General features: G+C 46.3%; 11 protein-coding genes. 7 read left to right on the forward strand and 4 right to left on the reverse strand.

Annotation, left to right across the window (positions count from 1 at the left end; genetic code table 11):
• Positions 1-6: 6 nt before the first annotated feature.
• The 3 genes from H5T88_05640 to eno are packed head-to-tail and all read right to left on the reverse strand — an operon-like array spanning position 7 to position 3,379.
• Positions 7-372, reverse strand: coding sequence for a hypothetical protein (locus H5T88_05640; protein MBC7329826.1), 366 nt, complete (start codon positions 370-372; stop codon positions 7-9).
• Positions 369-2,105 carry a pyruvate kinase gene (gene pyk, locus H5T88_05645; GenBank protein MBC7329827.1) on the reverse strand — a complete coding sequence of 579 codons (1,737 nt, stop codon included), beginning with the start codon at positions 2,103-2,105 and terminating at the stop codon, positions 369-371. The genes H5T88_05640 and pyk overlap by 4 nt, the downstream gene beginning before the upstream one ends.
• Entirely contained in the window at positions 2,102-3,379 is a 1,278-nt protein-coding gene (eno, locus tag H5T88_05650; protein ID MBC7329828.1) for a phosphopyruvate hydratase, read from the reverse strand. The genes pyk and eno overlap by 4 nt, the downstream gene beginning before the upstream one ends.
• Before the next feature lie 496 nt (positions 3,380-3,875).
• On the opposite strand from eno, the gene H5T88_05655 reads away from it, so the two are divergent.
• The 7 genes from H5T88_05655 to H5T88_05685 all read left to right on the forward strand — a co-directional run bounded on the left by H5T88_05655 (position 3,876) and on the right by H5T88_05685 (position 12,544).
• Positions 3,876-4,679: an AAC(3) family N-acetyltransferase gene (locus H5T88_05655; GenBank protein ID MBC7329829.1), complete on the forward strand. Its 804-nt coding sequence runs from the start codon at positions 3,876-3,878 to the stop codon at positions 4,677-4,679.
• 179 nt (positions 4,680-4,858) lie between these two features.
• Positions 4,859-6,571 carry a hypothetical protein gene (locus tag H5T88_05660; GenBank protein MBC7329830.1) on the forward strand — a complete coding sequence of 571 codons (1,713 nt, stop codon included), beginning with the start codon at positions 4,859-4,861 and terminating at the stop codon, positions 6,569-6,571.
• Between the two features lie 5 nt (positions 6,572-6,576).
• Entirely contained in the window at positions 6,577-7,578 is a 1,002-nt protein-coding gene (locus tag H5T88_05665) for a hypothetical protein (protein MBC7329831.1), read from the forward strand.
• Positions 7,579-7,737: 159 nt separating this feature from the next.
• Entirely contained in the window at positions 7,738-8,910 is a 1,173-nt protein-coding gene (locus H5T88_05670) for an FAD-dependent oxidoreductase (GenBank protein MBC7329832.1), read from the forward strand.
• On the forward strand, positions 8,907-10,196 hold the full coding sequence (locus tag H5T88_05675) for an FAD-dependent oxidoreductase (GenBank protein MBC7329833.1): 1,290 nt from the start codon (positions 8,907-8,909) through the stop codon (positions 10,194-10,196). Before H5T88_05670 ends, H5T88_05675 begins: the two co-directional genes overlap by 4 nt.
• Positions 10,193-10,600: a tetratricopeptide repeat protein gene (locus tag H5T88_05680; GenBank protein ID MBC7329834.1), complete on the forward strand. Its 408-nt coding sequence runs from the start codon at positions 10,193-10,195 to the stop codon at positions 10,598-10,600. Before H5T88_05675 ends, H5T88_05680 begins: the two co-directional genes overlap by 4 nt.
• A gap of 6 nt (positions 10,601-10,606) precedes the next feature.
• Entirely contained in the window at positions 10,607-12,544 is a 1,938-nt protein-coding gene (locus H5T88_05685) for a hypothetical protein (protein ID MBC7329835.1), read from the forward strand.
• Between the two features lie 62 nt (positions 12,545-12,606).
• Here the strand turns inward: H5T88_05685 and H5T88_05690 are convergent, their stop codons facing one another.
• Positions 12,607-14,523 (reverse strand): right-handed parallel beta-helix repeat-containing protein, encoded by a 1,917-nt coding sequence (locus H5T88_05690; protein MBC7329836.1) that lies wholly within the window; start codon positions 14,521-14,523, stop codon positions 12,607-12,609.
• Positions 14,524-14,695 lie beyond the last annotated feature (172 nt).

Here is a 14,695-nt window from a genome sequence, read left to right on the forward strand (position 1 = left end):
TTAACCTTACTTTTTCCCCTTTTCAAACCAACTTAGAAATTTTTGTAATAATCCTGCCTTTTCCTCCTTCTTCTCCGGCAGCTTTCCCTTAATCCTTATCAATATCTCACCCTCTTTCACCCACCCTTGCTCGGGCAATATCTCTTCCCACCCCTTACCCTTCTTCAAATCCATGATTCGTTCCTTCATCTCCTTGTTTTCGCCGCTCAATCTCTTAATATTTCGTTCTAATATTTTGACTTCTTTTGTTGTCTTGATGTAGGAATAGCAAAAGGTAATAAGGGAGGGAATAACTCGTATGAGGAGAAATAGCCACACCACGCATATCCCGATAATAAAAAGTATCGTTTTCCTTCCCTTTTTTCTCCTCACACTACCTGCGTCTCCCCTTCAAGGACAACTCCTTTATCAACATCTACCGTCAACACCATCCCTTCCTTCAACACCTCCTCCCCGACATCTATGCCAGTTAACAATGGCACATCTATCTCCGCTTTAGTCAAGAGAAGATAGGGTTGGACTCCCTCTTCCCTAGTGAGGATTGCCTTGGCTTCCTTCAAATAGGGAAGAAGCTTTTCCTCAACTTTCTCCACTGCAACGATATATCCCTTAACCAATTGTCCTTCCTTCTTTAACCACTTAAGGACACCAGTGATGGTTCCTTCCCCGAAGCCCTTTCCCGTAGCAAGAGTCCTCGCTATCATATGAACTTTGAGGAGATTCGTCGTTCCCGGAACCTTTATGGGAACACCTCCCGTCAGCACAACAACATCACCATCTTTCACAAGACCGCTTTCCTTTGCAGCTTCAATGCTATTGGAAAGCATCTCATCGGTGCTTTCATAGTAGGGTCTAAAACAGGGATAGACTCCCCAAACCAAGGGAAGTCTGCGGAGGGTTTTCTGCTCCGGCGTAATGGCGATGATGGGAATTGAAGGTCTGTAGCGGGAGACCATCCTTGCAGTGTAGCCTGAAGAGGTCACAGTGATTATTGCTTTTGCAGAGAGATTTTCCGCTATTTGGCAGGCGCTAATCGCTATTGCATCGGTTGTGCTCTCAACTTTTTCGCTGAGGCGTTGGGCGAAGAAGTTTCTCTGCTCTATGAATCTTTCCGTTCTCTCCGCTATGCGGTGCATAATCTTAACCGCTTCAACAGGATATTTGCCAATAGTAGTTTCCTCCGAGAGCATAACTGCATCAGCACCATCAAGGATTGCGTTTGCCACATCGGTCACCTCAGCCCTCGTAGGACGAGGGTTACGCACCATTGATTCCAGCATCTGTGTCGCCACGATACAGGGTTTCCCGAGTTTGTTCGCCAAGCGGATGATGTTCTTCTGTTGGGCAGGCACTTCCTCAAGCGGTATCTCCAAGCCCAAATCGCCGCGCGCTACCATAATCCCATCCGCTTCCCTGCATATCTCCTCTATGTTTTGCACCGCTTCCTGCTTCTCTATCTTTGCTATTATCGGAATGTAGTCGCCTCTGCGCAGCATCAATTGCCTTAAACGCTTTATATCCTTAGCCGACCTTACGAACGACAGCGCTACCCAATCCACTCCCATGTCAATCCCGAAATTGAGGTGTTTGATGTCTTCCTCGGTAATAGAAGATATGGGAAGGCTAACCCCGGGAAGATTTATCCCTTGATGGGAGAGAAGAGTTCCACCCGCTATAACCTGACATTCAATTCTCTCTTTTCCGGGTTTAAGCACCTCAAGTTGGATGTTCCCATCAGCTAACAAAACCCTATTTCCTTCTTTTAGAGCAGAAAATATGGGTGGAATGGGGATTGGAATATCCTTTTCGGCTTTCTCGGCTAAAATGAGATTAACGATAGCACCTTCCTCTAAAACCAATCCTTCCTCGCTTGCGAGTTCCCCGATGCGGAGCTTCGGACCGGGAAGGTCCTGGAGAATTGCCACAGGCTTGCCAAACTCACTGGCGATTCTCCTTGTGTTTTTTATCCTTTCCCTATGTTCCTCATAGGTGCCATGGGCGAAGTTTAGCCGTGCTACATCCATACCTGCTTCTATGAGAAGCCTTAATACCTCGGGCTTCTCGCTTGCGGGCCCTATTGTGGCTACTATCTTTGTCTTCCTCATCTAATGAAGGCGCTCCTGCCGGGGAAAATCGCTGCCCTGCCCAAATCCTCTTCTATCCTCAGTAGTTGATTGTATTTGGCAACTCTTTCCGTCCTCGCAGGAGCTCCGGTCTTTATTTGACCGGCGTTCACCGCAACCGCAAGGTCAGCGATTGTGGTATCTTCCGTTTCTCCGCTTCTGTGTGATATAACAGTCGTATAACCAGCCTTCTTGGCAATCTGTATGCATTGAAGGGTTTCCGTTAGTGTGCCGATTTGATTGACCTTTATTAGAATTGAATTCGCTACCTTTTCCTCAATACCCTTTTGGAGCCGCTTGATATTCGTAACGAATATATCGTCTCCCACTAACTGGATTTTGCTTCCAAGCCTTTCCGTGAGAAGTCGCCAGCCTTCCCAATCGTCCTCTGCGAGTCCGTCCTCCAATGAAATAATGGGGAATTTTTCAATCAATTTCTCGTAGAGTTCCACCATGTCCTCCGAGGTCAATGTTTTCCCCATTCCCTTGAGGACATATTTCCCATCCTCCCACAGCTCGGAAGCGGCTGAGTCCATTGCGAGATAAACAGTCTTGCCAGGCTCATAACCCGCTTGCTCTATAGCCTCTGTAAGAAGACCCAAAGCCTCCTCGGGGGTGGTGATATCAGGGGCGAATCCGCCTTCATCCCCTACTCCAGTGGACAAACCCTTTGACTTGAGAAGCTTCTTGAGTGATTGATAGACTTCGGCTCCAATTCTTAGAGCTTCCTTAAAGGAGTCCGCTCCCGCGGGAACAATCATAAACTCCTGCATATCCAACTTGTTATCCGCATGCACTCCTCCGTTTATTACATTCATCATTGGAACGGGAAGCTCCCTCGCTGTCAATCCACCTATGTATCTGTATAGGGGTAAGCCCAGGCTATTTGCGGCGGCGTGGGCGACGGCTAGCGATACACCCAATATTGCATTGGCGCCCAAACGGCTCTTGTTCTCCGTTCCATCCAACTCTATAAGGGTCATATCTATCTCTACTTGGTTCATAGCCTCCATACCGACGATTTCCTCCGCGATTACCTCGTTCACATTCTCAACCGCTTTTAAAACTCCTTTCCCTCCGTATCTTTCCTTATCTCCGTCCCTCAGTTCAAGAGCCTCATGAGCTCCTGTGGAAGCTCCGGAAGGAACAATTGCCTTCCCTACAGCGCCATCCTCAAGAAAAACTTCCACCTCAACGGTTGGGTTGCCTCGGGAATCTAAAACTTCTCTCGCTTTTACATCTACGATACCGCTCATAGTTTAACCTCCTTTCGTGGTGAGAGAATATAGGATTTCTATAAAGTATATTAAAACAAAAAAGAGTTAGCAAGGGAGAAATAAGATGAAATTTTTCTTTCCTTTCAAGAGGCGCTAAAAAGAGATTTATTCTTTCTTTTTATGAAAATCTTCATCGGGAGGATTTGAACCATTCCGTTATCGCGAGCCTAAACCCCTAAGCATAAGCAAAGCAATCCCGCTTATAGGATGAAATCTTTCCTCACAACTGCCTTATAATAGCGATAAACAGCGAGACATCCCAACAGTATTTACAGGAGATTAAGAAAAGAAATAGCGCAGCTATATCTACCCAAACAATAAGAATTGCTAAAAAATGAAACGAATAAGACCTAATGCAAAAGGGCACTTATCGTGGGATTTTGTTCAATTTCCCATTATATACGTCCTTAATAGATTTGGACACCGAGAAAAATTATAATTGCTATAAATCGTCAATAAAGGGAGGTAGAATAAGATGAATCAGTATCGCTCAATTGCAACGAAAAGAGACTTGATAGAAGGTTGGGAGAAATTGGGGATAAGGAAAGGGGATGTGGTTTTTGTCCACTCTTCCCTCTCAAGTTTCGGTTATGTTGAGGGTGGAGCGGAAGTGGTCATTGGGAGCTTGATGGAGGTTATTACAGAAGCAGGCATACTCGCTATGCCCAGTTTCCCCGCCTTCGTTGATGGGGAATATGGAATAGCCAAGAACGAGATGATTTTTGATGTTCGTTTCTCCCCTACGGCTATGGGTAAAATCCCCGATACATTTTGGCGAATGGAAGGGGTGCGAAGGTCCCTCCACCCAACACATTCAGTTGCCGCTTGGGGAAAGGAAAAGGAGTGGTTGATAGAAGGACACGAAAAATGCCCTTCTTCCTGCGGAAAGGATACTCCCTTTCACAAACTCTGTAAAATCAACGGGAAGATTTTGCTAATTGGAGTTGGGCACAGCTCAAATACCACTCTCCATACAGTTGAAGATGCGAATGGATGCCCAACGAGAGGCTGTATACCTTATTATCCAAAGGTTATAGATTACGAGGGAAGAATCATACCGGTAGAGACATATCCCCATCTACCCGATTTGCCGAGGGATTATGATAAGGCGGATGAGATATGCAAGCAACACGGGATTCAGAAAGAGATAAAAATAGGAAATTCCCTCTGTAAGCTCGTTGATGCTGGTAAACTGTTTGAGATTTTCAGCGTATTCGTTAGGGAAAATCCCCTCTTTTTGATAAATATGGAAATCTATAAAAACCCGCCTTTATCATAATTTGTGGATGTTTTCGTTTCTCAAGGAGCATTTTTCTTCCTACTCTTGTCAATGCGAGCCCGCCTTTGACGCGCTCGCGTGTTCCCGTCTTGAGAAATGAAGCCGAGTGATTCATAAATTGCGTTCTAACAATTTTATTGATAAACTTTATTAAATCACGATTAAAGGAGGCGAGACCTATGCTCTTTGCAGCTCTTCTTTTAACTAGCCCTCTCGGACCAGCGAGCGAGGGAGATTTTAAAGTCAGTCTCAAGGTTGAAAGTGTACCTAAAATGAATCCCGTCGACCTTTCCCACATACTCCTGCCACCCTCTTACCTCGTCGTTCCTGATGATGGTTTCATACTGGTAAGGGTGGAGATTGAGAATGTCTTAAATAGAGAGGCTTCCCTCACCATTCAAGTCATCCCTTCCTGGGAATCCCTCAAGGAGGACCTTGAAATTTTACGCTCGGGAGAGAAGAAGAGAATTATCACGAGGATAAACCCTTCCCTTGGTTCCCATTCCCTTAAAGTGATACTTAAAGAGGGGGACGAAGTCATTTTGGAAAGGGAGTGGAAGGTGATTTGTGAGGAGAAGGGAGATATTCCCTCGTTTGGCGCTTCCTATGGTGACTTGACCTACGACCTTCCTGTCCTCTTTCATAAGGATGGGAAATTTGAGAAAAAGGATTGGAAGGAGGTCTGGCGATTCGGGCCTCTTTCCGATATCATCGTGAGATTCCCCAACGGCGCTCGCCTCGTCTTCTGGAAAGGAACAAGCTTTATTCCGATTTGGGCTTTTCAAAATTGCGGCTTCTCCTATGAATGGGTTGAGGTAGTGAGTCCTCGCCCGCCCGAGTTTGTTGATTGCGTTGAGCCATTGATGGATAGGGAATGCAGATATTCCCGCGCTTCCATTATCCACAACACACCCGCTCGCGTGGTTGTCCATTGGCGATATGCCCTCTGCGATTTCAACTACAGAATCTACGAGGACGAATGGGTTGACGAATATTATTATCTCTACCCTGATGGGGCTGGCGTAAGGGCGATAATCGGATGGCTGAAGCCGGGCGTTCATCATGAGATGAACGAGCTCATAACCGTTCTCCCACCAGCTACCCATCCTAATGATGTCCTCCCATCCAACGCTGTTGACTTCTTCGATTTGGAGGGAAACAAGGAGTCAATTAGCTGGCCTCAGCCAAAACTGAACTGGCCAACCGGCAAGCCATCGGTTATAAGGGTCAAGCTGAAGGATGATTTCCATCCTTTTATGGTCTCTCCCTCAATCGCCGAATATCTTGCTGTTTGGGATGGATGGAAAAAGGATGGAGAATATGTTTCCCCTTGCTATTGGGGAAATCACTGGCCAGTGACGAGGGGGCTCGGCACGGTGGGGTATATTCCAGTTGGCTGGGAGGAAGGACCAGCTCACGCCTCCCTCATCTCAATGAACCACAAGCCTCTCAGCGAGGAGGATGTTTCTCCTTCCATTCACAAAACCGTTTGGTCTCTGCTAATAGGAGCGATTGGAAAGGACGAAAGCGACGAACAACTTATCCTCTTTGCCTCTTCTTGGCTGAATCCCGCGGATATAAAAGTGGAAACCCCGGGGATTGAGTTCCAGGGTTATGACCAATTGCAAAGGGCATATGTTTTGAAATGCAAACCAAATGTTTCTTTAATCAATTTGAGGCTCGAGCCAAAAGCTAAGATAATTAATCCAGTGTTCGTTTTCAAGAATTTAGCGAAGGGAATTTCGGAAGTTAGTTTGGATGGGACGATATTATCCACTGACCTCTATAGATGGGGAATGGAGGTTGAGGGTAATAGGAAGGATTTAGTGCTTTGGCTTGAATCCGAGATTGATAAGCCCACTCAGTTTACGATATCTCTTATTGGAGAGTGAAGTTTATGACAAAGAAGGAAAGGGTTAAATTAGCGATATCTCATCAGGAAACGGATATCGTGCCCTACGATATTGGCTTCACCTATCCAGCTTGGCAGAAGCTAATCAATTATATGGGGAGAGTTCCAACCATAGACGAACTCGGCTTGCATATAGTCCATCTTGGCACTACTCCGCAAGGAGCTTGGGTAGAGGTCAAGCCCGATTTCTGGCGGGATGAATTCGGCGTTATTTGGAATAGGACGATTGATAAAGATATAGGCAATCCCGAGCCAATCCTCTTGGAGCCAAGTTTGAAGGGATACGAGTTTCCCGACCCCGATGACCCAGAAAGATATGCCCATTTCCCTTCCTTCATTGAGGCTAATAAGGATAAATTCATCCTCTGCGAGATAGGTTTCTCCCTTTTTGAAAGGGCTTGGTCTATGAGGGGAATGGAGAACCTTCTGATTGATATGGTGGAGAATCCCTCTTTCGTCCACGAGCTTATGGAGGCTATTGCTTGGTTCAATATAAGGGTGATTAGAAATGCTACTAAATACCCCATAGATGGCTTCTACTTTGGCGATGATTGGGGGCAGCAAAGGGGGTTGATAATGGGTCCTCGCCATTGGCGAGAATTCATCAAGCCTCGCTTGAAGATGATGTATGATGAAGTTCATAAGGCAGGACTCCCCGTTTTCATTCATTCCTGTGGCGATGTTCAAGAGCTTTTCCCTGAGCTAATAGAAATAGGCGTGAATGTCTTCAATCCCTTCCAGCCGGAGGTTATGGATATCTACGAGATGAAGAGAAAATATGGGAAGGATTTAACCTTTTATGGAGGGATAAGCGTGCAAAGGCTGTTGCCCTTCGGCACACCTGAGGAGGTAAGGAACGAGACGAGAAAGATATTGAAGAAGTTGGGAAGAGGTGGAGGATACATAGCTTCTCCTTCCCACGCCATTCCCAAAGATGTTCCTATAGAAAACATCCTCGCACTCATTGAAACCCTGCAACAGCAATGAAAACAAAGCGGAGCGCTGAAGACGGGCGTGGCAATCTCGTCTTTTCATTGGATGTTTGAGAAGGTAATGAGTAAGGAAATGCAGTTCGTTTTTAATTTTAAAAATGCAATAATTACTTCGTTGACCTGTTGACCTTACAGGAAGTATAATTCTATTGCTATGGAGAAACATGTATTTATCTTTCTTATTGTGTCGCTTATCTCCATTTCGGCGAAGGCATTTGAAACTTCTTCTCTTGAAGCCTTTCAGGTAGATGTTCCCGTTCTAAAGGAAGTTGATGTTTTGGTTCTCGGAGGGAGTATCTCCGGAATCGCTTCCGCCCTCATGGCGAAATCCCTTGGAGAAGAGGTGCTTATCGTTGAGGATAAAGGCTTTTTAGGCGGTGCCCTCACTGCTTCCCTTGAATTCTCCAGTTATCGCTTTGGGTGGGAAAACGATGAAGAACTTTATGCCTATCTTCGGGAAAAGAAAGCCATTATTGAAGGTGATATCATCGTCAATCCCGAAGGGTTGAAGGTTGCTCTTGAGGAACTCTGTAGGGAAAAAGAGATTCCCTTCCTCTATTGGTGCAGACCGCTTGAGCTCGTTATAAGAAATAAAAAAATAGAGGGAGTCGTTTTCGCCAGCAAAGGAGGAGTTTTTCTCATCAAATGCAAGATTTTGATAGACGCAACTCCCTTCGCCCAAGCCACTTACCGCTTCCTTCTTGCTCCCCTACCCTCTCTCTACATTGAGAGTAGAGGATTTATAACCTTAAGCGAAATAGGAGAGATTCCTCCCAAATCTCTCATACTTTGTGAGAATTCGCCGAAGGGCGATGGAAAAGTCTGCCGATTTTTAACCCTACAAAGTGGAACAATTTCTCCCCTGGAGCTATCGGAAAAAGCGGGAGAATTAATCAAAACGATAACGACCACCTTCCGCCCTCTCGCAATCGCTCCCTATAGCACAATCGCCCCCCAACGCTTTCCTCCCACTTATAGAACCATCTATCTCTCCGATTGTTCCGAGGGAAAGAAAGCGAGAAACCCCATAGCGAGGGGAAAGGGAACTGTTATCTTTATGGACTCACAGGGAAATATTCACCAATGGGAGAGTAAGGAAGTTGAGGTGGACAAGGGCTTCTTCATTTCCCGTCAGATAACCAATCTCCTTTTCACATTTGGCGACAAGATTCCCCTTCAACCCGGTGTGGCTTGGTTGGAGAGCCTGGGGATTTCCCTGAAAGCGGGAAGAGCAATTGGTGCTTTATCAGCACTTGCCGTGAAGAAGAATTTTGCACCAGTTAGGGTGAGTTATGAGGAATTGATGAAGGAGGTGAAAGGGAAGTGAAAATCGGTCTAATAATCCTTATCTGTGTTTTTCTTGCCTCGGCAGGCGAGCTCCATCTTTTACCAAGCCAATTTTTCAAGCCAAATCAAACGACGAGGATGTCCCTCAAAATAGCCTTTCGTGAGCAAGCAGATGTAGTTGTCGTCGGCGGAGGTCCAGCGGGATGCGGCTCAGCAATCGCTGCAGCTTCCCAGGGCGTGAAGGTGATTTTGATTGAAAGATTTGATTATCTGGGAGGGGCTGGAACGGCGATGGGCGTTTCCCTCTTTATGGGACAGGAAGTTGTGGGAGGGCTTTATGAGAAAATTAGGGAGGAGCTGAATAAGAGGGGAGGCTTAAAGGGAAACGCATACGACCCAGATGTTATGAAAGTCGTCCTCTATGATATGTGCAAGGAGAAGGGCGTGAGGATTATCTTCAATGCTTGGGCTATTGGTGTTGTTAAAGAAAACTCAAGAATTAAAGGAATTCTCATCCATATCCCAGAATTGGGCTTTGGAATCGTAGAAGGAAAGATGTTCATTGATGCAACTGGAGATGGGGATATCGCTGTCTCCGCTGGCGCTCCCTATGAGATATCCCCCGAGGATAGGATAATGCCCCTTACCCTTTGCTACATTCTCTGGTGGCAGGATGGTTGGCCACCACTTTGGAGAAACTACGGGGCTGTTTGGCGAATGGACCCTTACAGGGTATTCGCTAACCAAACCCGTATTCCCTCCAATCCACTCAACCCCTTCAAATTAACCGAAGCGGAAACGGAGGGAAGGGAGGAAATGCTCTCTCAAGTGGAGGAGTTGAAGGGCAAGAATTATCCCGTTGAGCTCCTTATATCCGCCCCCCACATTGGGATAAGGGAGTCAAGGAGAATAATCGGCGATTACATCTTAACTGAAGAAGACCTTGTTAAAGGCAAAATGTTTGAGGATAGGATTGCCCTTTGCAATTATCCAATTGATGTCCACTATCAAAAAAGGAGCGCTAAATTGGAGGAGAAAACGGGCAGACTTGATAAAGTTCCAACATATTCTATTCCCTACAGATGTTTACTTCCCAAGGGGTTAGATAATTTGCTTGTAGCTGGGAGATGCATTTCTGCTACCCAGGAAGCTATGGCTTCCTTCCGCATTCAGCCCACTTCAATAGCTATTGGAACTGCTGCGGGGGTTGCAAGCGCAATTGCGGTGGAAAAGGGCGTATCTCCTCGCAATATTGATGTCAAAGAGCTTCAAACGCGCTTACGGGAATTGGGTCAGATGATTGATAAGCCGGAGGGAAAGAATTGAAGTGTCCAGTTTGCGGGAAAGAATGTAGTGAGGAGGACAATTTCTGCTCCAACTGCGGGACGAGGCTAAAGCTCCCTCCCCAAAAGGGGGTTTCTCTTGAAAGCCTTGATAGGATGATAAACGACTTCCGAAGGAAGCTGGAAGATAATCCCAAGGACCCCGATATCTATTACAACCTTGCTTTGGCGTTTAGTATGAAGGGAGAGGATGAGATTGCTATGACGCAATTGCGCAATGTTTTGGCATTGGACCCAACATTTTCCGATGCGCTCTTCCTTTTGGGGAAGCTTTGCCTAAAACACAAACTTTATGAGGAAGCAAAGGAAAATTTTCGCAAGCTACTGGAAATAGAGCCTGATAGGGAGGATGTAAGGGAAATCCTTCAACAGCTTGAGGGCGAGTGAGGAGGTTTGGGGTTTCGGCTAACCCTCCGCTCCCTACTTTTAGGAGTTTTTCTCTCAGCTATTATGGGGTTTCTCTGCCCCTTTGTGGAGGTCTTCAACTGGACATGCGACTATACTATCCCACCTCCTCCCATCGGGGTTATGTTCCTTCTTTTTCTTATCCTTTTAGCAAACGGCTTCTTGAGAAGATATGCTCCCCGAAAGGCTTTATCAAGTGGGGAATTGGTGGCGGTTTATGTGATGGCTATGATATCAGCCCCCTTCTCTTCTTTTGGCTTGGTGCAATTTCTCATCCCAAGCATAGGAGACCTCAAATACTTCTCTCGTATTGAGCTTCATTGGGACAAATTCCTTCATTATTTGCCCGCTTATCTCTATCTCCAAGACGAAGGGGCGATAAGAGCCTTCTTTGATGGTGGGACGAGCGTTCCCTGGCGAAGTTGGATAACCCCTCTTATCCACTGGCTCATATTCTCGTTTGCTCTCTATTTCTTTTTCTGGTGCGTGGCGGTGATTTTTCGCAAGCAATGGGTGGAGAATGAGAAGTTAACCTTCCCCCTTGTCATTTTACCCCTTGAAATGCTCAGGGAGCCGGAAGAAGGACATATCTTAAATTCCTTCATCCGCCATCCCTTAACCCTTACGGGAATGGCTCTAACCATTCTCTCTCAAATCTCCTACGGCATCTATCACATAAAACCCTCTATACCTCCTTTTGTCCTCTTACACAATAATCTTATGCGCTACTTCCCCTACCCTCCTTGGAATGCTATGCAATGGTTGGAAATAAGTCTTTATCCTTCCTTTCTGGGCATAGCATATATCGTCTCGGCGGAAATCGCCTTCAGCTGCTGGTTCTTTTATTTTATGGGGAAAGCGGAACTCGTGCTTGGCTCCGCCTTCGGCTTCAGTGCTGGAAGGGAGAGCGGTTTCTTGGCTCGTTTTCCCGGCTTGGAGGAACAGACTTTGGGTGCCTTTCTTGCCCTTTTTGCCCTTATGCTCTGGTCGGGAAGGCATCATTTAAAGAATGTGTTTCTAAAGGCTATTGGTAAAAACAAGGAGATAGACGACTCCTTTGAGCCCTTATCTTATAGGTCTGCAGTCCTTGGTTCCCTCATTTCCTTACTCGTTCTTCTCGTCTGGCTTAACCGAGCGGGGCTTTCCATTGTTTCCTCTTTGTTTTTCATTTTCGTTTTTCTCGTCTTCTCCCTTGTCCTATCAAGAATGAGGGCAGAAGGCGGGCTTACCTGGATACATACCCCCGACCATCCAAGCAATATCGCCGTCTCGGCTTTGGGCGTGAAGGGAATAGGTGAGAGAAATCTGACGATTCTCTCCGCACTGAAGTTTTTGGAGGTTGATGGAAGGGGTTATCTCATGCCGTCTCTCGTTGAGGGAATCAAGTTCGTTGACCCGAAAGCTAAAAGAGGATGGATTTTCAGCTTAGCTATATGGCTGGCGATTATCTCTTGCGTTTTGGTAGCTGTTCCTACTACTCTTCATCTTTACTATCTTTACGGAGCTGGTTCAGCTAAGGCCGATAGATGGAGGGTGGAGAGCGGTGTATGGGCTTTCAGGGAGCTTGCCTCTTGGCTTAATGTTCCTCCCCAGCCTAATCCTCAGAGATTCATCTATTCAGCAGCGGGAGCATTATTCACGATTTTCCTTGGCTTTATGAGGATTCGTTTGCCCTGGTGGCCTTTCCATCCTCTCGGCTATGCGGCGAGCAACACTATCAGTATGAATTTCCTCTGGTTCTCCTTCTTTTTAGGATGGCTTTCCAAGACCATAGCTTTGAAGGTAGGTGGATTGAGAAGTTATAGAAAGGCGCTTCCCTTTTTCCTGGGGTTAATTATGGGTGAGGTCATAGGGAATGGCTTTTGGGCTATACTTCAGGCAATTTTCGGTTTCCACGGTTTCGCCTACAATCCCGGCACACCATAAGGATACTTATTCGCTATTATCACCATGGAAGGTCTTTACACGGGAAAGATAATAAAGCCAATTCAATCAGGGTATTTATACAATTTTCTTTCCGGCAGGTTGCAACCAGCTATCCATTCATCTCCGCCGTACTCGTAGGCTCCAATATCCGGAGCACTGCCAACGAACTTGTCCGTTATGCCGGGAATCACCGCCCCACGGTCAATAGCAGGAGAATCAGGTCTCAGCCTGAATTTCAGCCCTCCCCAACCCTTATTCATGAACTTGGGGTCCGTTGGTGCTGTAAGCTCATTAGCTCCCGGAATGTTTGGACGAATAGATGCACGGTATATGTTGTTATTAATATTCTCGGGAGTGTGGGCGGGATAGGATTCCAGTGAATTCCAGAACTCGGCTTCCGTGGAAGCGAGAGTGTTGTTGAAAACCCGATTAAATGGGGGATTGTGTTGTTCTATGCGCAAATCGTTTTTGTGATTGTTCCAGAAGACATTGTGATGAATCAACACGGGCTTGGCGTTTTGGTCCAAGTAGATTCCCGCTCCCACTGGGTATTTATGAGTCTTATCATTTCCTGCGTCATGGAGCCAGTTGTGGTGAATGTGTGTCCCTGTAAGGTCGCTTCCACGTGCTGAGTAAATCGCCCCCAGGTCGGTGTTGAGCAGACCAAACCAATATATGTCATTGTAAGCTATTTCCACATTACCGCGGAGTAAATCAATGGCTGAGCGACCCGTTCGGAAAATCGTATTGTGAGTAACTACAACTCGTGTTGCTTTGCCTGGGGCAGGGCAGATAGCGCAGAGATAGGTGCCACCGTAGGAGATATCATGAATAAGGTTGTTCTCCGCTACACATCCTTCCCCTCCCAAAACAATTCCATGACCCGCGCTGTATTCAATGATGCTGTTCCGAATGACATTGTTGGGACCCATAAGCCGAATACCGGTTTCATCGGAGTGTGAATAGAGGACATCGCCTCCCGGAAGAGTCACGAAATGGCTGATGTACTTGGCTTTAATCCCATCCAAAACGATGTTTTTACTGTTTTCATCTGTGATGATTGTGGCGGCGAATATGCGGATATTCCTGATAGTAATGTAAGATTTTCCACGGAGGTCAAACGCGTAGTTGCGTCGCTTAACCTCCACATTCTTTGGTTTATTTCCGTCCGGCGGCCATAAATAAAGGTATGTGCCGTCGTAGAACCACTCACCCGGGGCGTCAAGCAAGCCCAATTTTCCGGTAATGTAATAAAAGTCGTGGAACTCTTCTCCTGCAGTGGAACGAAACACAATCGCCCCAGGTGATGAAGATTCAATTATGCTTGTATGAGGAACGAACCAACCTAAATACCAAATAGTTGCACCTGCCAAGCCCTCGGGAATATCAGGGATGGCTTGGTCTTGAAGCATTACAGTGCCATTGGGCAATGCCGTCCAGGCGTTTTTGGGAATGTGCCTAAAATCCTTGCGGTTCATCAAGTCATCCAAGTTGCTCACATTTGGCCAGCGAGCTTCAATCATCATTTTTCCATTGACGAATACTTGATTGGCAAGGAGCGTTTCGTTATCGGTTATCCGGTCGTTATATCCAGTCAATGGAAGGGAGATTTCCCTTTTGTAAATCCTGCCTTTATAAACAGTCCAGCCTCCTTCAACGGGGTCTGCCCCACTTATGACTACGACAGAATTTCCCTCCGGTTCAAACACGATGGGCTTGCCTTCCGAGCCCGAGTTTGTGGGAATCACTGTTTCGCGGTATATGCCAGCGCGTATCTTGATTACATCCCCTGCCTTTGCCACCGTAGCCGCTTTCTGGATTGTCGCAAAAGGACGAGATGCCGACCCTGGGTTTTTGTCCGAGGCCCTTCGTCCGCCTACATAATAAACCGAGGGAAAAATCCGTCCCGTTCCAATAACCAACAAAACTATTAGCGCCAATATCTTGATAGCGCTACTAAAATCGCATACTCTATTCATATTCCAATTCCTCCTTCAAAGTAGCGTGTTATTTATTTCCATAACATATTACTTCTCAAGTCCGGGGTAATCAATCCGAAGACTTTTGCAGGGCGATGGCTAAGGTCGCAATATAGTCCTGCAATCCATTTTGCAGGCGGTAGCATTAAGAAGGAAACCTTTTGCTTTCATT

Source organism: bacterium (assembly GCA_014360495.1).
GTDB lineage: Bacteria > Armatimonadota > JACIXR01 > JACIXR01 > JACIXR01 > JACIXR01.